The organism is Thermopolyspora flexuosa (assembly GCF_006716785.1).
Taxonomy (GTDB): Bacteria; Actinomycetota; Actinomycetes; order Streptosporangiales; family Streptosporangiaceae; genus Thermopolyspora; species Thermopolyspora flexuosa.
In genome coordinates, this window is the sequence record NZ_VFPQ01000001.1 from 2,265,177 (window position 1) to 2,286,744 (window position 21,568).

Consider the following 21,568-nt stretch of genomic DNA (forward strand, 5'->3'; position numbering starts at 1 on the left):
ATCAGACCGAGGACCGCTTGTCGTGCTCATCGCCGGGTTTCCCGCAGGGTCGTTCCAGGCCAATTGTTACGTCGTCGCGCCCGCAGCGGGCGAGGAGTGCGTGATCATCGATCCGGGGCAGGACGCCGTGCCCGGCCTCGACGAGCTGCTCCGCGAGCATCGGCTCAAGCCGGTCGCGGTGCTGCTCACGCACGGTCATCTCGACCATATGTGGTCGGTGGTCCCGGTCTGCGGGGCGCGGGACATCCCCGCCTGGATCCACCCGGAGGATCGCGAGCTGCTGTCCGATCCGGGCAAGGGCCTCGGGCTCGCCGCCCGCCGGCAGCTCTTCGGCGGGCTGGAGTTCACCGAGCCCGACGACGTGCGCGAGCTCCGCGACGGCGAGACGCTCAAGCTCGCCGGTCTGGAGCTGCGCGTCGACCACGCCCCCGGCCACACGCCGGGGTCGGTCACGTACCTGCTGCCGCCGGAGCACGGCGCCGACCGCGAGGGCGGCGTGATCTTCACCGGCGACCTGCTGTTCGCCGGGTCCATCGGACGGACCGACCTCCCGGGCGGCGACTACCCGACGATCCTGCGCAGCCTGGCCTCGGTGTGCCTGACGCTGCCGGACGACACGGTGGTGCTGCCCGGCCACGGACCACAGACGACGATCGGCCGCGAGCGCGTCGGCAACCCGTTCCTGCAGGGACTGACGCCGCCGAGCGGCCCCACCAGGGGACTGTGATGATGTTTCAAGCGCCCAAAGGCGTACCCGAGTACTATCCGCCACGCTCGGCGATCTTCCTCGCGGTCCGCGAGGCGTTCGCCAAGGCCGCGGCCAACGCCGGCTACTCCTACATCGAGGTGCCGGTGTTCGAGGACACCGCGCTGTTCGCCCGCGGCGTCGGCGAGTCGACCGACGTGGTGACCAAGGAGATGTACACGTTCACCGACCGCGGGGGCCGGTCGGTCACGTTGCGCCCGGAGTTCACCGCCGGGGTGCTGCGGTCCACCCTCGAGCACAACCTCCACCAGGGGCAGCTCCCGGTGAAGCTGTGGACCACCGGGCCCGCGTTCCGCTACGAGCAGCCGCAGGCCGGCCGCTACCGCCAGCTCCAGCAGTTCAACGTGGAGGCGATCGGCACCGAGGACCCCGCGGTCGACGCCGAGACGATCGCGATCGCCTGGAGCGGCTACCAGGCCCTCGGCCTGACCAGGGTCCGGCTGCTGCTCAACTCGCTGGGCTGCCGGAACTGCCGCCCGCAGTACCGCGGCGCGCTCCAGGAGTTCCTGCGCCGCCTCGACCTCGACGAGGCGACCCGGCAGCGCGTCGAGATCAACCCGCTGCGGGTGCTCGACGACAAGCGCCCCGAGGTGCGCGCCCAGCTCGCGGACGCCCCGCTCATCCCCGACCACCTGTGCGCCTCGTGCAAGTCCCACCACGACAAGGTCCGCACCCTGCTTGAGGACCTGTCCATCCCGTGGGAGGACAACCCCCGCCTGGTGCGCGGCCTCGACTACTACACCCGCACCACCTACGAGTTCGACCACCCGCTGCTCGGCGCCCAGTCGGGCATCGGCGGCGGCGGCCGGTACGACGGGCTGTCGGAGGACATCGGCGGCCCGCCGCTGCCCGGCATCGGGTTCGCCGTCGGCGTCGACCGCATCATCCTCGCCATCGAGGCCGAAGGGCTCGCCGTACGGACGCCGCCGCGGGTGGCGGTGTACGGCGTGCCGATCGGCGAGGAGGCGGCGCGCCGCATGTTCACGCTCGTCCACGAGCTGCGCGCGGCCGGGATCGCCGCCGACATGGCGTACGGTTCCAAGGGCCTCAAGGGCGCGATGAAGGGCGCCGACCGCTCCGGGGCGAGCCTCGCGGTGATCCTCGGCGAGCGCGACCTCGCCGCCGGGACCGCCCAGGTGAAGAATCTGGCGACGGGCGAGCAGAGCGCCGTGCCCCTGGCCGAGATCGTCACGACCCTGAAGGAGAGACTCACCTCATGATCCGCACCCACGAAGCCGGATCGCTTCGCCGGGAACACGCCGGGCAGCACGTCACCCTCGCCGGCTGGGTGGCCCGCCGCCGGGACCACGGCGGCGTGGTCTTCATCGACCTGCGCGACGCCTCGGGCATCGTCCAGGTGGTGTTCCGGGAGGAGGAGCACGCCCACGACCTGCGCTCGGAGTACTGCGTCAGGATCGTCGGCGAGGTGCGCCTCCGCCCGGCCGGGAACGAGAACCCCGACCTGCCCACCGGCGAGGTCGAGGTGGTCGCCTCCGAGGTGGACGTGCTGAGCGAGTCCGCGCCGCTGCCGTTCCCGATCGAGGGCAAGGTGGACGTCTCCGAGGAGGTCCGGCTCAAGTACCGCTACCTCGACATCCGCCGCCAGGAGGTGGCGCGGGCGATGCGCATCCGCTCCCAGGCCACCTACCTGGCGCACGAGGTGATGCGCGAGCACGGGTTCGTGTACGTCGAGACGCCGAGCCTCACCCGGTCCACCCCCGAGGGCGCCCGCGACTTCCTCGTCCCGGTGCGGCTGCAGCCGGGCAACTGGTACGCGCTGCCGCAGTCGCCGCAGCTGTTCAAGCAGCTGCTCATGGTGTCCGGGCTGGAGCGCTACTACCAGCTCGCCCGCTGCTTCCGCGACGAGGACCTGCGCGCCGACCGGCAGCCGGAGTTCACCCAGATCGACGTCGAGATGTCGTTCGTCGACCAGGACGACGTGATCGCGATCGGCGAGGCGCTGATCGCCCGGCTGTGGAAGGAGATCCTCGGCTACGAGATCCCGCTCCCGCTGCCGCGGATGAGCTACGCCGAGGCGATGGCCCGGTACGGCTCGGACAAGCCCGACCTGCGCTTCGGCTGCGAGCTGGTCGACCTCACCGAGTACTTCAAGAACACCCCGTTCCGGGTGTTCCAGGCCGAGTACGTCGGCGCCGTGGTCATGCCCGGCGGCGCCTCCCAGACCCGCAAGCAGCTCGACGGCTGGCAGGAGTGGGCCCGGTCGCGCGGCGCCAAGGGCCTGGCGTACGTGCTCGTGCAGCCGGACGGCGAGCTCGGCGGCCCGGTGGCGAAGAACCTGTCCGACTCCGAGCGGGCGGGTCTCGCCGCGGCGACCGGGGCCAAGCCGGGCGACGCGATCTTCTTCGCCGCCGGCGCCCGGAACGCGAGCCGCGAGCTGCTCGGCGCGGCCCGGCTGGAGATCGGCCGCCGCTGCGGCCTGATCGACGAGTCCGCCTGGTCGTTCCTCTGGGTCGTGGACGCCCCCATGTTCGAGGAGGACGGCGAGGGCGGCTGGACCTCGGTCCACCACCCGTTCACCGCCCCCAAGCCGGAGTGGGCCGACAACTTCCAGGACAACCCCGGCGAGGCGCTCGCCTGCGCCTACGACATGATCTGCAACGGCATGGAGATCGGCGGCGGGTCGATCCGTATCCACCGTGCCGAGATGCAGCAGCGGGTCTTCGACGTGCTCGGCATCTCCAAGGAGGAGGCCGAGACGAAGTTCGGCTTCCTGCTCGAGGCGTTCAAGTACGGCCCGCCCCCGCACGGCGGCATCGCCTACGGCTGGGACCGCGTCTGCATGCTGCTCGCCGGCGGGGAGTCGATCCGGGACGTGATCGCGTTCCCCAAGACCGCCTCCGGCTTCGACCCGCTCACCGGCGCCCCGACGCCGATCACCGCGCAGCAGCGCAAGGAGGCGGGCGTGGACGCCAAGCCCGCCGCCCGGGAGGCGGCCGCGCCGAAGGCCGGCTGACGCCGCCCCGGCGGCCGGGCCACGGCCGCGTACGCCAGGACACGACGACGCCCCGGCGCGCATCCCGCGCCGGGGCGTTTCGTCGTACCGGGCGGTTCCCCGCCCGCCGCGCCGGGACGCGGCGGGTCACTGCAGCGTGATGGTCCTCACCTTGACCCGCATCTTCGGGGCGGTGGCACCGCCCTCGGAGCTGGTGATGTCGCCCGGGTTGATGATCACGCCGCCCTTGGAGACCCGGTCGATGATGTCCATGCCCTTGACGACCCGTCCGAAGGCCGTGTAGGTGCCGCCGGTCTCCGCGAGCTGGACGTTGTCGTCGTGCCAGGAGATGGCGAACTGGCTGCCGTTGGCGTTGCGGTCCTCCATCCCCTGGGCCATGAACACGATCCCGCGGCGGTAGTCGCTGCCGCCGAGGTTCTCGTCGTTGAACAGGTAGCCGGGCCCGCCCGTACCGTCGGTGGGGTTCTTCCCGTCGCCCTTGGCCTGCCAGTCGCCGCACTGCAGCAGCCCCAGGCCCGCGGTGTCCGGCGTGGCGAGCCGGTGGCACACGGTGTTGTCGAAGAAGCGCTTCTTGGCGAGGAAGGCGAACGAGTTGATGGTGCAGGGCGCCTTATCGGGCCACACCTCGATGACGATGTCGCCGTGATTGGTCTTGATGGTCATCGTCTTCAGCGCGAGCACGGCCTTGCTCACCTTGGCCGGAGGCCTGCCCACGTTCTTCGCCGGGGCACCGCTGTCGTCGTCGCGGTACTCGCAGGTGATGGCACCGCCCTTGGTGGTGGGGCTGGGCGACGCCAGGGGGTCCTCGGCGGACGCGGACGGGGACGGCGAGGCGGCGGCGTTCGCGTCCCGGCCGTCCCCACCGCCGCCGATCAGGGTGGTCGCCGCGATGATGCCGCCGAGGACCACGACCGTGCCCACGCCGGCGCCGATCGCGACGTTGCGCTTGCTCCTGGCCTCCTGCTGGGCACGCCTCTGCTGCCTCTCGGCGTGCTCGCGTGCCAATTGCTCCCGGCGGTCCGTGTCGGTCACCGCTTCGTCCTTCCCTAGTTCTGGTGGCGCGATCCCGTCATGGCGCTCACTGTGTGGTCGGCGCCTTCGGCGCGCACCGGGCCGCGTGCCGTGCAGGGTCGCGCTCGCCCGTCCCGTACGCTCGCCAAATCTAGCGGTCATCGCGAGGTGGCGAGTGTCATGTCCGTATAAGGAGCGCCTTGAGCTGAGATGTTACGAATGAGGTTCCTGCTGCTGGCGAGGTGGGGAAGGGGCGCCGACGGGCCTTCAGAACTCTTTCAGATCCGTCTGGGAACCTCCTCGGCGGCACGTACGTAACCAGACCAAGCGTGAAGCCCACCCGTCCTCGGGAGCTGAGTCATGTTCGACGAGATCCTGGGCCTTCCGGCCCACCCGCTGGTGATCCACGCCGCGGTCGTGTTCGTCCCGCTGCTGTCGCTGCTCTCCATCGCCTACGCGGTGCTGCCGCGGCTGCGCGCCCGGCTCGGCTGGGCGGTGGTGCTGCTCGCCGTCGCCGCGCCGGTCTCCGCGGCAGCCGCCCTGCTGAGCGGCCAGGCGCTGCTGGACGGCCGGTTCGGTGGCCGGATACCGCCGGGCGTGGTCGGCGAGCGCATCGCCGAGCACGAGAGCCTCGGCCTCCCGCTGGTGAACACCACGGCCGCGCTCGGCCTCGCCGCGGTGCTGCTCGTCGTGGCCGCCCGCAAGGCCGCCCCCGCGGCCGAGTCCGGGACCGGCGCGCGCCGCCGCGCCGCCGCCGGCGCCGGGACGACCACGGTGACCATGGTGCTCGCCGGCGTGACGATCCTGCTCGCCGTGGCGGCCTGCTACCTCGTGGTGCGCATCGGCCACACCGGCGCCCTCGCCGTCTGGGGCTAGCGTCCCCGGCCCGTGGTGAGCCGGGCGGGCGGGCCCCCGGACGGGCGGTAGGGTCGGCGGTGTGGAGAGCCTGTTCGATTCGGCGGCCGCGGAGGCGCACCGGTCGCAGGAGCCGCTCGCGGTGCGGATGCGCCCGCGCACCCTCGACGAGGTGATCGGCCAGCGCCACCTGCTCGGCCCCGGCACCCCCCTGCGGCGCCTGGTGGAGAGCGAGGCTCCCATGTCGCTGTTCCTCTGGGGCCCGCCCGGCACCGGCAAGACCACGCTCGCCTACGTGGTGGCGAACGTCACCAAACGCCGCTTCGTGGAGATCTCCGCGGTCTCCGCGGGGGTCCGCGAGGTGCGGGCGGCGATCGAGGCCGCGCGCCGCGAGCTCGGCATGTCCGGCCGCCAGACCGTGCTGTTCGTCGACGAGGTGCACCGGTTCAACAAGGCCCAGCAGGACGCGCTGCTGCCCGCCGTGGAGAACCGCTGGGTCACCTTCATCGGCGCCACCACCGAGAACCCGTACTTCTCGGTCGTCTCCCCGCTGCTGTCGCGCTCGCTGCTGCTCACCCTGGAGCCGCTGTCCGACGAGGACATCCGCGCGGTGCTGGAGCGCGCGCTGCGCGACGAGCGCGGCCTCGGCGGCCGGGTACGGCTCGCCCCCGACGCCGCCGACCACCTGGTCCGGCTCGCCGGCGGGGACGCCCGGCGCTCGCTCACCTACCTGGAGGCGGCCGCGCTGCTGGTGACCGACACCGGCCCCGGCGGGGCCGCGGAACCGCCCGAGATCACCGTCGAGGTGGTGGAGCGGGCCGTGGACCGCGCCGCGGTGCGCTACGACCGGCAGGGCGACCAGCACTACGACGTGGTGAGCGCGTTCATCAAGAGCATGCGCGGCTCGGACGCGGACGCCGCCCTGCACTACCTCGCCCGGATGATCGAGGCGGGGGAGGACCCGCGGTTCATCGCCCGCCGCATTGTGATCTTCGCCTCGGAGGACGTCGGCATGGCCGACCCCACCTGTCTGCAGACCGCGGTCGCCGCGGCCCAGGCGGTGCAGCTCATCGGCCTGCCCGAGGGCGCGATCAACCTCGCCCACGCGGTGATCCACTGCGCGCTCGCCCCCAAGTCGAACGCCGTGATCAAGGCGATCTCCGCGGCCCGGGACGACGTACGGCGGGGCCTGATCGGCCCGGTCCCCGCCCACCTGCGGGACGCGCACTACCCGGGCGCGAAACGGCTCGGCCACGGCGAGGGCTACCGGTACCCGCACGACTACGAGCACGGCCTGGTCCGCCAGGAGTACGCTCCCGCGCAGGTGCGCGACCGGTGTTACTACGAACCCACGCGGCACGGCGCCGAGGCCGCGTTCGCGGACCGATGGGCGAAGATCCGGAGTTTTCTGCGCGGCCGACGGCCCGAGTCACGGTAGGGTCATGCCCACTACCTCCACCGGTCGTGCCAGGACGGTGGGCCGGACGGAGGCGAGGGCGGACTCACCGGCGCGCGCCGGGCAACCGATGAGGGCCACCACGAGGGGAACGGAAGACCGCACATGCTTACCGCGGGAGAGGTCGCAGGGCTGATCGTCGCGATGTTCTGGGCGATCCTGACCTGCTTTCTTGCCATGGTGCTGGTGAAGCTGGCGCGGCTGCTCACCGAGACCACGAAGATGGTGTCGGAGCTGAGCGACCGGGTGCTGCCGCTGCTCGACGACGTCTCGGTGACGATCGGCGAGGCGAACCGGCAGCTGGTCACCGTCGAGGCCATCGCCGGTAACGTTAAAGAGGTGAGTGACCACGCGGCCAAGGTCTCGCGGGTCGCCTCCGGTCTGGTGACGGGCTCCTTCGTGAAGGCGTCGGCCTTCCGGTACGGCGTGCGGCGCGCCCTGGAGGGGCGGCGGCGCTCGTGATCCGGCGGCTGTTCTACTTCTCCCTGGGCTTTGTGACGGCGGTGTGGGCGATGCGCAAGATCCGCTCGCTGCATCCCGACCACGTCGCCCGCAGGGCGGTCACCGCCGCCGCAGGAGCCGGGACGGCGCTGCGGGAGTTCGTCGCCGACGTGCGCCACCTCGCCGCGGTCCGGGAAATGGAGTTGCGCGCCGAGTACGGGCTCGACAGCGTGGAGTTCGGTGCCGGCGGCAGGGCGGGCGACCTCCGGGCCCTGCCGGAGTACCGGCGTCGCGCCGAGCTCGGCCCCGCGCGATCCTTCGAGGCCCGCCGCGGCACAATCCACCCAACCGAGACCCACGACGAAAAGGACGGCCGCTGAGATGGAGTCGGCAGAGATCGCCCGCCGCTTCCTGCGCTACTTCTCCGAGCGCGGGCACCTGGTCGTGCCCTCGGCCAGCCTGATCGCCGAGGACCCGACGCTGCTGCTCGTGCCCGCGGGCATGGTGCCCTTCAAGCCCTACTTCCTCGGGCAGCGCAGGCCCCCGGCACCCCGGCTGGTGAGCGTGCAGAAGTGCATCCGTACCCCGGACATCGACGAGGTCGGCAAGACGACCCGGCACGCCACCTTCTTCCAGATGCTCGGGAACTTCTCCATCGGGGACTACTTCAAGGAGGAGGTGATCCCGTACGCCTGGGAGCTGCTCACCACCCCGCAGTCCGAGGGCGGCTTCGGCTTCCCGGAGAGCAAACTGTGGGTCACCGTCTTCCAGGACGACGACGAGGCCGCCGACATCTGGCACAAGAAGGTCGGCCTGCCGCGTGAGCGCATCCAGCGCCGGGGCCTGAAGGACAACTACTGGCACATGGGCGTGCCCGGCCCGGGCGGGCCGTGCTCGGAGATCTACTTCGACCGCGGCCCCGAGTACGGCCGCGAGGGCGGCCCGGTCGCCGACGAGGACCGCTACCTCGAGGTCTGGAACCTGGTGTTCATGCAGTTCCAGCTCGGCGAGGTGCGCGCCAAGGACGACTTCGACGTCCTCGGCGAGCTGCCGAGCAAGAACATCGACACCGGCATGGGCCTCGAGCGCATGGCGGCGATCCTGCAGGGCGTCGACAACATCTACGAGATCGACACCACCTCCAGGATCCTCAACCGGGCGGCCGAGCTCACCGGCAGCCGGTACGGCGCCGACCCGCGCGCCGACGTGTCGCTGCGGGTGATCGCCGACCACATGCGCGCCGGCGTGATGCTCGTCGCCGACGGCGTCATCCCGTCCAACGAGGGCCGCGGCTACGTGCTGCGCCGCATCCTCCGCCGGACCATCCGCAACCTGCGGCTGCTCGGCGCGGGCGACGAGCGGTACATGCACGACCTCACCGAGACCACGATCGGCGTGATGGGGGACCTGTACCCCGAGCTGAAGACCGAGGCCGCGCGCATCCACACGGTGATCGACGCCGAGGAGGCCTCGTTCCTCGGCACGCTGCGCACCGGCACCGCGATCTTCGACGCCGCGGTGGAGGAGACCAAGCGCGCCAAGGGGACGGTGCTCTCCGGCGAGAAGGCGTTCCAGCTGCACGACACCTACGGCTTCCCGATCGACCTCACCCTCGAGATGGCCGCCGAGCACGGCCTCACCGTCGACGAGGAGGGCTTCCGCCGCCTGATGAAGGAGCAGCGGGAGCGGGCCAAGCGGGACGCCGCGGCGAAGAAGACCGGCCACGTCGACGCCTCGGTGTTCGGCGAGATGCTGGAGAAGGCCGGCAAGGTCGACTTCCTCGGCTACGAGCTGACCAGCGCCGAGGCGAACGTCATCGGCCTGATCAAGGACGGCGCGTCGGTGCCGGCCGCGGGGGCGGGCACCGCGATCGAGCTCGTGCTCGACCGCACCCCGTTCTACGCCGAGGGCGGTGGCCAGCTCGCCGACCAGGGCGTGGTCCGCACCACCGGCGCCGAGATCGAGATCCACGACGTGCAGCAGCCGGTGCCCGGGCTCATCGTGCACCGCGGCACGGTGCGCTCCGGCGAGGTGGTCGTCGGCGACCAGGCGCACGCCGAGATCGACGTCGAGCGGCGGCGGGCGATCTCCCGCAGCCACACCGCGACCCATATGGTGCACCGCGGCTTCCGCAACTTCCTCGGGGAGAGCGCGGCGCAGGCCGGTTCGGAGAACTCCCCGGGCCGCTTCCGGTTCGACTTCACCGCCTCCGGCGCGGTGCCGGACAGCGTGCTGCGCGAGGTCGAGGACCAGGTCAACGAGGTCCTCATCCAGGACCTGCAGGTGAACGCCTTCCACACCTCGCTGGAGGAGGCGCGGGCGATGGGCGCGCTCGCCCTGTTCGGCGAGAAGTACGGCGACGAGGTGCGCGTGGTCGAGGTCGGCGACTACTCGCGTGAGCTGTGCGGCGGCACCCACGTGTCCCGCTCCGGCCAGCTCGGCCTGGTCAAGCTCATCGGCGAGTCGTCGATCGGCGCCGGGGTGCGCCGCGTCGAGGCGCTCGTCGGCATCGACGCGTTCCGCTTCCTCGCCCGGGAGAGCGTGCTCGTCTCCCAGCTCTCCGACCAGCTCAAGGCGCGCCGCGAGGAGCTGCCCGAGCGGATCGAGACGATCGTGACCCGGCTGCGCGCGGCCGAGAAGGAGCTGGAGCGGCTGCGCTCGGCCCAGGTGCTCGCGGTCGCCGGCGAGCTCGCCGCGAACGCCCGCGACCTCGGCGGCGTCTCGCTCGTCACGCACCGCGCCCCGGACGGCACGACAGCCGACGACCTGCGCAAGCTCGCCCTCGACGTGCGCGGCAGGTTCCCCGGCGACCGCGCCGCGGTCGTGGTGATCGCGGGCGTGCCCGCCGACCGGCCCGTGGTGGTGGCCGCGGTGAACCCGGCCGGGCGCGAGCGCGGCCTGAAGGCCGGCCGCCTCGTCGGCGTGGCCGCCAAGGCGCTCGGCGGCGGCGGTGGCGGCAAGGACGACATCGCCCAGGGCGGCGGCTCGCGGCCCGAGGCGATCGGCGAGGCCCTCAACGCGGTCGAGGCCGCGGTCCGCGAGGCGCTCGGCTGATCCCCGCCCCGCACGAGGATCGGGACGCGACGACCGCATGAGAAACGGCGTACGCCTCGGCATCGACGTCGGCACGGTGCGCATCGGCGTGGCGCGCAGCGACCCCGCGGGCCTGCTCGCCACGCCGGTGGAGACGGTACGGCGCGGCAAGGGCGACCTGGCCCGTATCGCGGCGCTCGCCCGCGAGCACGAGGCCGTCGAGGTGGTGGTCGGCCTGCCCACGTCGCTGTCGGGCCGGGAGGGCCCGGCGGCGGCCGCCGCGCGGGAGTTCGCCGCGCGGCTCGCCGCGCGCCTCGCCCCGCTGCCGGTACGGCTCTACGACGAGCGGCTCACCACGGTCACCGCGGAGCGGCGGCTGCGCGCGGGCGGCGTGCGCGGCCGCGACCGGCGGCGGGTCATCGACCAGGAGGCGGCCGTGGTGCTGCTCCAGGCCGCCCTCGACGCCGAGCGCGCCGCGGACCGGCCGCCCGGCCGGCTCGTCACGCCCGCCGCGGCCCCGCCGCGGCGTGGCCCGGGCGAGGGCGGCCCGGACTCCGCCGGCGGCGACGGGCGCGCGACATGACCGCCGCCTGCGCTCCCTCCCGCCGGGCGGGGTCCCGCCCGGCCGTCTCCGCGGCCGGTCGCCACGGGCGGCCGGCCGTATTCGCGGTCCCGCCGGTGACGGCGGGCCCCGGCCCCGGGCGCGGTGCCCGCAGCGCCCGCGGCGCCCACCCCGGTCGGCGTTGCCGCGCCCGCCCCGCACACCACCGGGCCCGCGGCATCCCCCGCCGCCCTGCCCGCCGTACGGCGCCCTGCGGCCGCGCCGGTGGCGCGGAGTGCCGGACGTGGCGCAAGGTGCGCGCTTTGCCCCTGAATTGCCGCCTATCTGGACAAACATCCCTCCTTGTGGGCCTGTGCGGAATACACTCAGGGAACTCCCTGAAGAAACGAGTGAGATCGTGGAATTCCGGGAAGACTTGCAGAGATGCCCCTGGTCGCCCCGAGGACCAGGAGGGCCACCGACGTTCCCGCGCGGGCGATGACGCACACAGGGAGCAACGTCCGGCTCGTGCCGGCGGTTCATCCCTCCACCGCCGCCCTCCCGAAGAAGATCACGAAATCGGGGGTTCCGCTTGACGCCGGACGGGACAAACGGGGAGATTGGCCAGCGCACCTATGAACGATCTCGACATGGACGCCCTGCTCGGCACCGGCGATGACGGGTCGTACCGCCGCCGGCCGAGCGGACCGTCGCGAACCGCCCGCAACCGCATGCGTCGCCGGCGCCGCCGTACCCGGCGCAAGGGCTTCGCCGCCTCGATCCTCGCCATCGCCATCGTCGTGGGCATCCTCGGCGGAGGCGGCTTCTACGCCTACCGGTGGCTCAACGACATCCTCGTCCCCGACGACTACACCGGCCGGGGGACCGGGGAGGTGACCATCGAGATCAAGGAGGGCCAGAGCGCCACCGAGATCGCCCAGACGCTGCTCGGCGAGGACGTGATCAAGAGCACGCGGGCGTTCACGGACGCCGTGGCGGCCGCGGGCAAGAGTGGATCGCTACAGCCCGGCGTGTACAAGCTGCGGCGGAAGATGGCCGCCAAGTACGCCGTGGAGGCCCTCGACCCGGCCAACCGGCTGCGCACGCGGATCACCATCACCGAGGGACTGCGGCTCTCCCAGGTGCTGGAGCGGCTCGCCACCGCCACGGGGCGCCCGGTCGAGGAGTTCCGGCAGGCCGCCAAGCGGCCCAAGGCGCTCGGCCTGCCCTCCTACGCCCGCGGCCTGGAGGGGTACGTCTTCCCGGCCACCTACGAGATCTCTCCGACCAAGTCCCCGCAGGACATCCTCACCGAGATGGTGGACCGGTTCCGCGTCGCCGCCGAGCAGAACGACCTGATCGCCGGGGCGAAGCGGATGGGCATGACCCCGCACCAGATCATGACGATCGCCAGCATCGTCCAGGCCGAGTCCGGCAAGAAGAGCGACATGGGCAAGGTCGCCCGGGTGATCTACAACCGTCTGAAGCGGCCGATGCCGCTGCAGATGGACAGCACGGTGCTGTACGGCGTGGGCAAGTTCGGCCTGCACGCCAGCGAGGCGGACCGTGCCAGCGACTCGCCGTACAACACCTACAAGCACTCCGGCCTGCCGCCCGGGCCGATCTGCAACCCGGGCGACGACGCGATCGAGGCCGCGCTCAACCCGGCGAAGGGCAACTGGCTGTTCTTCGTCACCGTCGACCCCAAGCGGGGCATCACCAAGTTCACCGACTCGCAGGCGGAGCACGACAGGAACGTGGCCGAGTACAACCGCAACCGGGGGGCGGGCGGATGACGGAGATCCGGTACCGGGCGGCGGTGCTCGGGTCGCCGATCGCCCACTCGCTCTCCCCGGTGCTGCACCGGGCGGCGTACGCGGCGCTCGGCCTGACCGACTGGCACTACGACCGGTTCGAGTGCGACGAGACCGGCCTCGCCGCGTTCCTCGAGGGGCTCGACGCCTCGTGGCGAGGGCTGTCGCTGACCATGCCGCTGAAGCGGGCCGTGCTGCCGCTGCTCGACACCGTCACCCCGCTCGCCGAGCAGGTCGGCGGGGCGAACACGGTGGTGCTGCGGGACGGCGCCCGGCACGGCGACAACACCGACGTGTACGGCATCGTGGCGGCGCTGCGCGAGGTCGGGGTGACCGCGCCCGGCTCGGCCGCGATCATCGGCGGCGGCGCCACCGCCGCCTCGGCCGTGGCCGCGCTGCGCGAGCTCGGCCTCGACAAGGCCGTGATCGCGGTGCGCAACGTCGCCCGGGCCGGCGGCGTGGTGGAGGCGGCCAGGCGCCTCGGCGTCGGGATCGAGGTGCGCACGCTGGACCGGTTCGAGCCGGACGCCGAGCTGGTGATCTCCACGCTGCCCGCGGGCGCGGCCGACCCGCTCGCGCCCCGGCTCGCCGGCGTCCCGGCGCTGCTCGACGTGGTCTACGCGCCCTGGCCGACCGTGCTGGGCCGTACCGTGGCCGAGCACGGCGGGACCGTGGTCGGCGGGCTGGCGATGCTGCTGCACCAGGCGGTGCGCCAGGTGGAGCTGATGACCGGGCGCAGCGACGTGCCGGTCGAGGCGATGCGGGCGGCGGGGGAGGCCGAGCTCGCCCGGCGCGCAGCCGCCGAATCGTAACCTTTCCGGCAAACTGGAAGATTCTGCTGTCGCGCGGTGTTGTGGTATTGTGACTGCTTGATCGGTCCGGCACGCCTGCCGGACGCGCAAGCGGAGGTCCTCCTCCCACCTGGCCCGCCGAAGGCGGGCGGGTCAAGGATCACGCCGGACTTTTCCGGCCCGTCGGCGACGATGGCCCGGTGAAGCCGGGAGAGCTCCGGTCAGTGAGCTCGGTGGCCCCGCATGCGCGACGTGCGGGGCTTTTCGCTTCCGCGGAGGGTCCCCGGCACGATCATGCAGTGTGGCGGCCGTCCGAGGGGGCGGCCGAGGAGCGCAACCGTAGGAGGTCCCATCAGCGCCGAGCCCCGCATCAACGAACGCATCCGGGTGCCTGAGGTTCGCCTCGTCGGCCCGAACGGCGAGCAGGTCGGTATCGTTTCGATCAGCGATGCGCTGAAGCTCGCCCAGGAGGCCGACCTCGACCTGGTCGAGGTCGCGGCCACGGCGCGTCCGCCCGTGTGCAAGCTCATGGACTACGGCAAGTACAAGTACGAGTCCGCCATGAAGGCACGCGAGGCGCGCCGCAACCAGGCACAGACGGTCGTCAAGGAGATCAAGCTCCGACCGAAGATCGACCCGCACGACTACGAGACCAAGAAGGGTCACGTCGTGCGGTTCCTGAAGGCGGGGGACAAGGTCAAGGTCACCATCATGTTCCGCGGCCGCGAGCAGTCCCGGCCCGAGCTGGGGTTCCGGTTGCTGCAGCGCCTCGCGGAGGACGTCCAGGACCTGGGATTCGTCGAGTCCCAGCCGAAGCAGGACGGCCGCAACATGATCATGGTGATCGGGCCGCACAAGAAGAAGGCCGAGGCCAGGGCCGAGCGCGCGGCTGCACGCGCGCGGCGGAACGACGGCGCTTAGTCGGCACCGCGGGAGTAGTGGCCGCGCGATGGTAGTCGGGGGCCGCCCGAGCGATTCGGGCGGCCCACAATAGGGCAAAGCCGGACCGGGCAGCTGCCCAGCCCGCTGTCAGGGCGTGGGCAACGGGGGTGTGCCGTCCATGACCGGGCGGAGCCCGCCCGGTCGACGGCACGACGAACGAGGGAGAGACGGCTGACATGCCGAAGATGAAGACGCACAGCGGCACGAAGAAGAGGTTCCGGTTGACCGGATCCGGCAAGATCATGCGCCGCCGCGCCAACCGCGCCCACTACAACGAGCACAAGCCTTCGACGCTGACGCGTCGTCTCAAGTCCGAGATCGTCATTGCCGACGCCGACGTCAAGCGCGTCAAGAAGCTGCTCGCCAAGTAACCAACCCCGGGGAGACTGATACACCATGGCACGCGTGAAGAGGGCGCTCAACGCCAGGAAGAAGCGCAGGGTCGTTCTCGAGCGGGCGAAGGGCTACCGGGGCCAGAGGTCGCGGCTGTACCGCAAGGCCAAGGAGCAGATGCTCCACTCGCTGACCTACGCCTACCGCGACCGCAAGGACAGGAAGGGCGCGTTCCGTCGGCTGTGGATCCAGCGGATCAACGCCGCGGCACGGCAGAACGGCATCACCTACAACCGGTTCATCCAGGGCCTCAAGCTCGCCGGCGTCGAGGTCGACCGGAAGATCCTCGCCGACCTGGCGGTGACCGACGGCGCGGCCTTCGCCGCCCTCGTGGAGACCGCGCGCAAGGCCCTGCCCAGCGACGTCAACGCCCCGGTGGCGGGCTGACGGACGAAGGCACATGCCCGACCGTCCACCTTCGCGGATTCCGCCGCGGGGTGGACGGTTCGTTTTTTCCCGCGCGCGATTCCGGCCGCGGGACGAACAACCGGTACCTTTCGGTAGGGAGTCGAAGGGGGTGAGATGGCAGCCGGTCCGGAGCTGACGAACATCAGATCGCCCAGGGTGAAGGCGGCGAGACGGCTCGCCAAGCGCGCCTTCCGGGAACGGGACCGCGCGTTCCTCGCCGAGGGACCGCAGGCGGTACGCGAGGCCGTCGCGCTCGGCGGCGTGGTCACCGAGATGTTCGTCACCGCCGAGGCGCGGGCACGGCACGCGGAGATCGTCGAGCAGGCGATCCGGGCGGGCGTCCCGGTGCTGAGCGTCAGCGGAGAGGTGATGGCGGAGCTGGCGCAGACGGTGACCCCGCAGGGGCTGCTCGCGGTCTGCCGGTTCGTCCACGTTCCGCTGACCGAGGCGGTGGGCCCGGGTGCGCGGCTCGTCGCCGTGATGGCCCACGTGCGCGACCCGGGGAACGCCGGCACCGTGCTGCGCACCGCGGACGCGGCCGGGGCCGACGCGGTCGTGTTCACCGACGCGTCCGTCGACCCGTACAACGGCAAGTGCGTGCGGGCCGGCGCCGGCAGCCTGTTCCACCTCCCGGTCGCGATCGGGGTGAACGTGCGCGACGCCGTGGCCCACATGCGCGCCACCGGACTGCGCGTGCTCGCCGCGGACGGCGCGGGCACGGCGACGCTCGACGACGTGGACCTTGGCCACCCCACGGCGTGGATCTTCGGCAACGAGGCCTGGGGACTGCCCGACGACGTGCTCGCCCTCGCCGACGAGGTGGTGCGGGTGCCCATCTACGGGCGGGCGGAGAGCCTCAACCTCGCCACCGCGGCGGCGGTGTGCCTGTACGCCTCGGCGCAGGCGATGCGCGCGAGCCCGCGGGCGGTCGCGTCCGGGGGGTGAGGGGCGTGCCCTCGGCCCCGCACCGGCGACGCCGGGTGACATCACCCGCGGTCATCCACGGGATGACGGCGATGCGACCCGGGTGTTTCGCGGCGGAATCATCAAGTTTGGTGCGTTTTGCCGTGAAAGTAAGGCTGCCACTGGGCCCGGGAAACCCGCTATTGTCGGCGTTGTAGCGGCGAGGAGGCGGTTGTGCACGGCGAAGGGACCCGTCAGCCGAACGCTGATGCGGTGTGCGCGATACCGGTCGACGAGTTGCCCGACGGTGTGGTCGTCACCGACCGTGACGGGTACGTGGTCGTCTACAACAAGGCGGCCGAGCGGATCACCGGGGTTCGCGCCGTGGACGCGATCGGCCGTCCCATTGCCGACGCGCTCCCGTTCCGCGACGCGGACGGCCGTGAGTGGTGGAAGTGGCTCGACCCGCAGGGCGGGCTGCGCATCCGCACCCGGATGCCGGAGCGTTCGCTGCACCTGCCCGGCGGCCAGGAGGTGCTCGTCGCGGCACGGTTCGTGCGCGAGCCCGCCCGGTGCGGCGACGTGGTGCGGGTGGTGGTGACCCTGCGGGACGCGCTGGCCCGCGCCCGCCTGGAACGCAGCCGGGCCGACCTGGTCTCCACCGTCGCCCACGAGCTGCGCTCCCCCCTCACCAGCGTCAAGGGCTTCACCGCGACCCTGCTCGCCAAGTGGGACCGGCTCACCGACGACCAGAAGCGGGTCATGCTCGAGACGGTGAACGCCGACACCGACCGCGTCACCCGGCTCATCACCGAGCTGCTCGACGTGTCCCGCATCGAGTCCGGGCGGCTGGAGATCCACCGCCAGGTCGTGGACATCCCCGAGCGCGCCCGCAGGCTCATCGAGGGCCGGGTCGCCGCGGGCGAGCCCGCGGACCGGTTCCGGCTCGTGGTCCGCGGCGAGTTGCCGGAGATGTGGTGCGATCAGGACAAAATCGACCAGATTCTCGGCAATCTGCTGGAAAACGCGGTTCGCCACGGGCGCGGCACGGTCACCATAGAGATCGAGCCGATCGAATGGGGGGTGGCCGTGTCCGTGCGTGACCAGGGTGAGGGCGTGGCGCCCGAGCTCGCCGCACGGGTGTTCCGGCAGTTCTGGCGCGGCAACAAGCGGCGCCGGGGCGGCACCGGCCTTGGCCTGTTCATCGTCAAGGGCCTGGTCGAGGCGCACGGCGGCACGATCACCGTGCAGCAGGCGCCCGGCGGCGGGGCCGAGTTTCGATTTACCTTGCCCACCGGGGCACCCGATTTCGCCTGATTTGTAGTTGCCGGACCGTTCCCGACACGGCACGGCGACGCGGCGATTTGGGCCGGTGGGCTGCTCGGACACTAGACTCATGCCGCTTAGCCCTGATATCGGAGCTCTCGATTCCTCATGTCGAACACCTATGACCCCGTCGAGGTGACGCCGCTGCACGCCGAAGAGGTGGCACGCATGCAGTCCGAAGCCCTGGCGGCGATCGCCGCGGCCAAGGACCTCGACGAACTCAAGCAGGTACGGCTGGCCCACGCCGGCGACCGGTCGCCGATCGCCCTGGCCAACCGTGAGATCGGCGCGCTGCCGCCGCACGCCCGCGCCGAGGCGGGCCGCCGCGTCGGCGCCGCCCGCAAGGCCATCAACGAGGCCCTCGCCGCCCGCCAGGCCGAGCTGGAGGCCGAGCGCGACGAGCGGGTCCTCCGCGAGGAGACCGTCGACGTCACGCTGCCCTGGGACCGCCGCCCGCGCGGCGCCCGGCACCCGCTCACCGCCCTGATGGAGCGCATCGCCGACGCGTTCGTCGGCATGGGCTACGAGGTGGCCGAGGGGCCCGAGCTCGAGGGTGTGTGGTTCAACTTCGACGCCCTCAACATCGCGGCCGACCACCCGGCCCGCTCCGAGCACGACACGTTCTTCGTCGGGTCGCCCGACTCGGGCATGGTGCTGCGCACCCAGACCTCCCCGGTGCAGATCCGCGCGCTGCTCGGCCGCAAGCTGCCGGTCTACGTGGTCGCGCCCGGCAAGACGTTCCGCACCGACGAGCTCGACGCCACCCACACGCCGGTCTTCCACCAGGTCGAGGGCCTCGCCGTGGACGAGGGCCTGACCATGGCGCACCTGAAGGGCACCCTCGACCGGTTCGCCGAGGTGATGTTCGGCGAGGGCATCACCACCCGGTTCCGGCCGAACTACTTCCCGTTCACCGAGCCGTCGGCCGAGATGGACCTGCGCTGCTTCGTCTGCCGCGGCGACTCGGCCCGGCCGGGCGGGGCGCCGTGCCGTACCTGCAAGTCCGAGGGCTGGATCGAGTGGGGCGGCTGCGGCATGGTGAACCCGCGGGTGCTCGTCGCCTGCGGGGTCGACCCGGCGCGGTACTCCGGTTTCGCGTTCGGCATGGGCATCGAACGGACGCTCATGTTCCGCCACAACGCCGCGGACATGCGCGACATGGTCGAGGGAGACGTGCGCTTCACGCTCCCGTTCGGGATGGAGGTCTGATGAGGGTCCCGCTTTCCTGGGTGCGGGAGTACGTCGACCTGCCCGCCGTCTCCACGCACGAGATCGCCGAGAGGCTCACCGCCGCCGGGCTCAAGGTCGAGGCGATCGAGTCGGTCGGCCACGAGATCAAGAACGTGGTCGTCGGCGAGGTGCTCGCCATCGAGGAGCTCACCGGCTTCAAGAAGCCGATCCGGTACTGCCAGGTCGAGGTGGGCGAGGCCGCGCCGCGCGGCATCATCTGCGGCGCGCGGAACTTCGTCGCCGGCGACCGGGTGCCGGTGGCGCTGCCCGGCGCGGTGCTGCCCGGCCCCAAGCCCGGCGAGCTGTTCGAGATCACCTCGCGCAAGACCTACGGGCGGATCTCCGACGGCATGATCTGCTCGGCGCGCGAGCTCGGCGTCGGCGACGACCACAGCGGCATCCTCGTGCTGCCCGCCGACACCCCGATCGGCACCGACGTGGTCGAGCTGCTCGGCCTGCGCGACGACGTGCTCGAGGTCGAGGTCACCCCCGACCGCGGGTACGCGCTCTCGATCCGCGGCATCGCCCGCGAGCTGGCGATCGCCTTCGGCGTGCCGTTCCGCGACCCGGCCGACATCGAGCTGCCCGCGGACACCGGCGGGTCGTACCCGGCCGAGATCGCCGACCCGACCGCCTGCGACCGCTTCGTGCTGCGCACGGTCACCGGGCTCGACCCGCAGGCGCCGACGCCGATGTGGATGCAGGTACGGCTCATCCGCGCCGGCATGCGCCCGGTCTCGCTCGCGGTCGACGTGACCAACTACGTCATGCTCGAGCTCGGCCAGCCGCTGCACGCGTTCGACGCCGACAAGCTGCAGGGCACGATCGTCGTCCGGCGGGCCCGGGAGGGGGAGACCCTCGAGACCCTCGACCACGTCACCCGCAAGCTCGACCCGGAGGACATCCTCATCACCGACGAGTCCGGGCCGATCTCGCTCGCGGGCACGATGGGCGGCGTCAGCACGGAGATCTCCGACACCTCCACCAACCTGGTGATCGAGGCGGCGCACTTCTCCGCGACCGGGATCGCCCGCACCTCGCGGCGGCACAACCTGGTGAGCGAGGCGTCCCGGCGGTTCGAGCGGGGCGTCGACCGGGAGCTGCCGCTGTACGCCTCCTGGCGCGCGGTGCAGCTGCTGGTGACGTACGGCCGGGCCACCGCCCAGCCGGGCGTGACCCACGTGAGCTACGACGTCGAGCCGCTGACCATCACCATCCCGGTGGACTACCCGGGCCGGGTCGCGGGCGTGCCGTACGACCGGGACACCGTGATCCGCTGCCTGGAGCAGGTCGGCTGCCTCGTCGTGCCGGGCGGCCCGGAGGAGGGCGCCAAGGACGCCGCCGGGGGCACTGCCGAGGGCACGGTGCGCCGGGCGGACCCGTCGCTCAACACCGCGACCGTGTCGGGCGGGGCGCTCGCCGACAAGCTCTCGGTGATCGGCGACTCCACCGACCTGATCACGGTGACCCCGCCGTCGTGGCGGCCCGACCTGACCGACCCCAACGACCTGGTCGAGGAGGTCGTCCGGCTGGTCGGCTACGAGAACCTGCCGTCGGTGCTGCCCCCGGCCCCGGCCGGGTCCGGGCTCACCGAGGCGCAGCGGCTGCGCCGCCGGGTCGGCCGGGCGCTCGCCGCGGCCGGGTTCGTCGAGGTGCTGTCCTACCCGTTCATGTCCGGCAGGGACCTCGACAACCTCCAGCTCGAGCAGGACGACGACCGGCGCGTCGCGGTACGGCTCGCCAACCCGCTCAGCGAGGACGAGCCGTTCATGCGCACCACGCTGCTGCCGGGCCTGATCAAGACGCTCGTGCGCAACGTGGGCCGCGGCTTCACCGACGTGGCGCTGTTCGAGAGCGGCACGGTGTTCCTGCCGCGCCCCGGCGCCCCGGAGACCGCGCCGATCCTCGCCGTCGACCGCCGGCCCACCCCGGAGGAGCTCGACCGCATCGAGTCGGCGCTGCCCGCCCAGCCGCTGCGGGTGGCGGCGGTGCTCGCCGGCGAGTTCGAGCGGTCCGGCTGGTGGGGCAAGGGCCGCCAGGCGAGCTGGGCGGACGCGGTCGAGGCCGCGCGCACGGTGATCCGCGAGGCCCGGATCGAGCCGCGGGTCGAGGCGGCCCGGACCGCGCCGTGGCACCCGGGCCGGTGCGCCGCGTTGTACGCCGGTGACCGGCTGCTCGGCCACGCGGGCGAGCTGCACCCGCGGGTGATCGAGGCGTACGGCCTGCCGCGCCGTACCTGCGCGCTGGAGCTGGAGCTGTCGGTGCTGGAGGAGCTGCTGTCCGGGCCGGCGCAGGCCCCGGCGGTCTCCTCGTTCCCGGTGGCGACCCAGGACGTGGCGCTCGTGGTGCCCGCCGACACCCCGGTGGCCGAGGTGGAGGCGGCGCTCCGCGAGGGCGCGGGCGAGCTGCTGGAGTCGATCCGGCTGTTCGACGTCTACACCGGCGCGCAGGTGGGGGAGGGCAAGAAGTCCCTCGCCTACACGCTGCGGTTCCGCGCGCCCGACCGCACGCTGACGGTCGAGGAGACCACCGCGGCGCGCGACGCCGCGGTCGCGGTCGCCGCGTCCCGGTTCGGCGCGACCCTGCGCGGCGCCTGATCCCGGCCTCCGGCCTCCGCCGAAGAGGACGTATCGGGGCGGCCGACCCCTCGCCGGTCGGCCGCCCCTCGCGTGCCCGTACCTTCC

Annotated in this window: 19 protein-coding genes; 18 read left to right on the forward strand and 1 reads right to left on the reverse strand. The window is 72.3% G+C overall.

What is annotated here, in order from left to right:
• Positions 1 to 22: 22 nt before the first annotated feature.
• From FHX40_RS09540 to aspS, 3 genes are read left to right on the forward strand one after another with little or no spacing between them, the layout of a single operon-like run.
• On the forward strand, positions 23 to 727 hold the full coding sequence (locus FHX40_RS09540; RefSeq protein WP_142259272.1) for an MBL fold metallo-hydrolase: 705 nt from the start codon (positions 23 to 25) through the stop codon (positions 725 to 727).
• On the forward strand, positions 727 to 1,986 hold the full coding sequence (gene hisS / locus FHX40_RS09545) for a histidine--tRNA ligase (RefSeq protein ID WP_211350224.1): 1,260 nt from the start codon (positions 727 to 729) through the stop codon (positions 1,984 to 1,986). Before FHX40_RS09540 ends, hisS begins: the two co-directional genes overlap by 1 nt.
• Complete coding sequence (gene aspS / locus FHX40_RS09550) at positions 1,983 to 3,740, forward strand: aspartate--tRNA ligase (RefSeq protein WP_142259274.1); 1,758 nt, start codon at positions 1,983 to 1,985, stop codon at positions 3,738 to 3,740. Before hisS ends, aspS begins: the two co-directional genes overlap by 4 nt.
• A 126-nt stretch (positions 3,741 to 3,866) precedes the next feature.
• Here aspS and FHX40_RS09555 read toward each other — a convergent pair whose 3' ends face one another.
• Positions 3,867 to 4,772 (reverse strand): peptidylprolyl isomerase, encoded by a 906-nt coding sequence (locus tag FHX40_RS09555; protein ID WP_170198784.1) that lies wholly within the window; start codon positions 4,770 to 4,772, stop codon positions 3,867 to 3,869.
• 339 nt (positions 4,773 to 5,111) lie between these two features.
• Between FHX40_RS09555 and FHX40_RS09560 the strand changes: the two genes are divergently transcribed.
• The 15 genes from FHX40_RS09560 to pheT all read left to right on the forward strand — a co-directional run bounded on the left by FHX40_RS09560 (position 5,112) and on the right by pheT (position 21,481).
• On the forward strand, positions 5,112 to 5,627 hold the full coding sequence (locus tag FHX40_RS09560; RefSeq protein WP_142259276.1) for a DUF2231 domain-containing protein: 516 nt from the start codon (positions 5,112 to 5,114) through the stop codon (positions 5,625 to 5,627).
• 61 nt (positions 5,628 to 5,688) lie between these two features.
• The gene (locus FHX40_RS09565) at positions 5,689 to 7,044 is read left to right on the forward strand and encodes a replication-associated recombination protein A (protein ID WP_170198785.1); all 1,356 of its coding nucleotides are present in this window, start codon (positions 5,689 to 5,691) and stop codon (positions 7,042 to 7,044) included.
• A 123-nt stretch (positions 7,045 to 7,167) separates the two neighbouring features.
• A complete protein-coding gene (locus tag FHX40_RS09570; protein ID WP_142259277.1) occupies positions 7,168 to 7,524 on the forward strand; it encodes a DUF948 domain-containing protein in 357 nt (118 codons plus the stop codon).
• Positions 7,521 to 7,883 (forward strand): hypothetical protein, encoded by a 363-nt coding sequence (locus tag FHX40_RS25470; RefSeq protein ID WP_189136277.1) that lies wholly within the window; start codon positions 7,521 to 7,523, stop codon positions 7,881 to 7,883. The genes FHX40_RS09570 and FHX40_RS25470 overlap by 4 nt, the downstream gene beginning before the upstream one ends.
• A 1-nt stretch (position 7,884) precedes the next feature.
• Positions 7,885 to 10,557 (forward strand): alanine--tRNA ligase, encoded by a 2,673-nt coding sequence (gene alaS, locus FHX40_RS09580; RefSeq protein WP_142259278.1) that lies wholly within the window; start codon positions 7,885 to 7,887, stop codon positions 10,555 to 10,557.
• Between the two features lie 37 nt (positions 10,558 to 10,594).
• Positions 10,595 to 11,119: a Holliday junction resolvase RuvX gene (ruvX, locus tag FHX40_RS09585; RefSeq protein ID WP_142259279.1), complete on the forward strand. Its 525-nt coding sequence runs from the start codon at positions 10,595 to 10,597 to the stop codon at positions 11,117 to 11,119.
• Positions 11,120 to 11,712: 593 nt separating this feature from the next.
• The gene (mltG, locus tag FHX40_RS09590; RefSeq protein ID WP_142259280.1) at positions 11,713 to 12,873 is read left to right on the forward strand and encodes an endolytic transglycosylase MltG; all 1,161 of its coding nucleotides are present in this window, start codon (positions 11,713 to 11,715) and stop codon (positions 12,871 to 12,873) included.
• A complete protein-coding gene (locus FHX40_RS09595) occupies positions 12,870 to 13,703 on the forward strand; it encodes a shikimate dehydrogenase (protein WP_142259281.1) in 834 nt (277 codons plus the stop codon). The genes mltG and FHX40_RS09595 overlap by 4 nt, the downstream gene beginning before the upstream one ends.
• A gap of 366 nt (positions 13,704 to 14,069) precedes the next feature.
• Complete coding sequence (gene infC / locus FHX40_RS09600; protein ID WP_229789113.1) at positions 14,070 to 14,603, forward strand: translation initiation factor IF-3; 534 nt, start codon at positions 14,070 to 14,072, stop codon at positions 14,601 to 14,603.
• Positions 14,604 to 14,800: 197 nt separating this feature from the next.
• Positions 14,801 to 14,995 (forward strand): 50S ribosomal protein L35, encoded by a 195-nt coding sequence (gene rpmI / locus FHX40_RS09605; protein WP_142259282.1) that lies wholly within the window; start codon positions 14,801 to 14,803, stop codon positions 14,993 to 14,995.
• A 25-nt stretch (positions 14,996 to 15,020) separates the two neighbouring features.
• On the forward strand, positions 15,021 to 15,404 hold the full coding sequence (gene rplT, locus FHX40_RS09610; protein WP_142259283.1) for a 50S ribosomal protein L20: 384 nt from the start codon (positions 15,021 to 15,023) through the stop codon (positions 15,402 to 15,404).
• A 135-nt stretch (positions 15,405 to 15,539) separates the two neighbouring features.
• Positions 15,540 to 16,370: a TrmH family RNA methyltransferase gene (locus tag FHX40_RS09615; RefSeq protein ID WP_142259284.1), complete on the forward strand. Its 831-nt coding sequence runs from the start codon at positions 15,540 to 15,542 to the stop codon at positions 16,368 to 16,370.
• 231 nt (positions 16,371 to 16,601) lie between these two features.
• A complete protein-coding gene (locus FHX40_RS09620) occupies positions 16,602 to 17,645 on the forward strand; it encodes a sensor histidine kinase (RefSeq protein ID WP_229789112.1) in 1,044 nt (347 codons plus the stop codon).
• Positions 17,646 to 17,762: 117 nt separating this feature from the next.
• Positions 17,763 to 18,863, forward strand: a complete 1,101-nt coding sequence (pheS, locus tag FHX40_RS09625; protein WP_142259286.1) for a phenylalanine--tRNA ligase subunit alpha — start codon at positions 17,763 to 17,765, stop codon at positions 18,861 to 18,863.
• On the forward strand, positions 18,863 to 21,481 hold the full coding sequence (gene pheT, locus FHX40_RS09630) for a phenylalanine--tRNA ligase subunit beta (RefSeq protein ID WP_142259287.1): 2,619 nt from the start codon (positions 18,863 to 18,865) through the stop codon (positions 21,479 to 21,481). The genes pheS and pheT overlap by 1 nt, the downstream gene beginning before the upstream one ends.
• The last annotated feature ends 87 nt before the right edge of the window (positions 21,482 to 21,568 follow it).

What these genes read in the sequence shown, in the direction of transcription:
- hisS (WP_211350224.1), top strand. Translation starts at nt 727, where the DNA reads ATGATGTTTCAAGCGCCCAAAGGCGTACCCGAGTACTATCCGCCACGC.
- aspS (WP_142259274.1), top strand. Translation starts at nt 1,983, where the DNA reads ATGATCCGCACCCACGAAGCCGGATCGCTTCGCCGGGAACACGCCGGG.
- FHX40_RS09560 (WP_142259276.1), top strand. Translation starts at nt 5,112, where the DNA reads ATGTTCGACGAGATCCTGGGCCTTCCGGCCCACCCGCTGGTGATCCAC.
- FHX40_RS09570 (WP_142259277.1), top strand. Translation starts at nt 7,168, where the DNA reads ATGCTTACCGCGGGAGAGGTCGCAGGGCTGATCGTCGCGATGTTCTGG.
- alaS (WP_142259278.1), top strand. Translation starts at nt 7,885, where the DNA reads ATGGAGTCGGCAGAGATCGCCCGCCGCTTCCTGCGCTACTTCTCCGAG.
- ruvX (WP_142259279.1), top strand. Translation starts at nt 10,595, where the DNA reads ATGAGAAACGGCGTACGCCTCGGCATCGACGTCGGCACGGTGCGCATC.
- mltG (WP_142259280.1), top strand. Translation starts at nt 11,713, where the DNA reads ATGAACGATCTCGACATGGACGCCCTGCTCGGCACCGGCGATGACGGG.
- FHX40_RS09595 (WP_142259281.1), top strand. Translation starts at nt 12,870, where the DNA reads ATGACGGAGATCCGGTACCGGGCGGCGGTGCTCGGGTCGCCGATCGCC.
- rpmI (WP_142259282.1), top strand. Translation starts at nt 14,801, where the DNA reads ATGCCGAAGATGAAGACGCACAGCGGCACGAAGAAGAGGTTCCGGTTG.
- rplT (WP_142259283.1), top strand. Translation starts at nt 15,021, where the DNA reads ATGGCACGCGTGAAGAGGGCGCTCAACGCCAGGAAGAAGCGCAGGGTC.
- FHX40_RS09615 (WP_142259284.1), top strand. Translation starts at nt 15,540, where the DNA reads ATGGCAGCCGGTCCGGAGCTGACGAACATCAGATCGCCCAGGGTGAAG.
- pheS (WP_142259286.1), top strand. Translation starts at nt 17,763, where the DNA reads ATGTCGAACACCTATGACCCCGTCGAGGTGACGCCGCTGCACGCCGAA.
- pheT (WP_142259287.1), top strand. Translation starts at nt 18,863, where the DNA reads ATGAGGGTCCCGCTTTCCTGGGTGCGGGAGTACGTCGACCTGCCCGCC.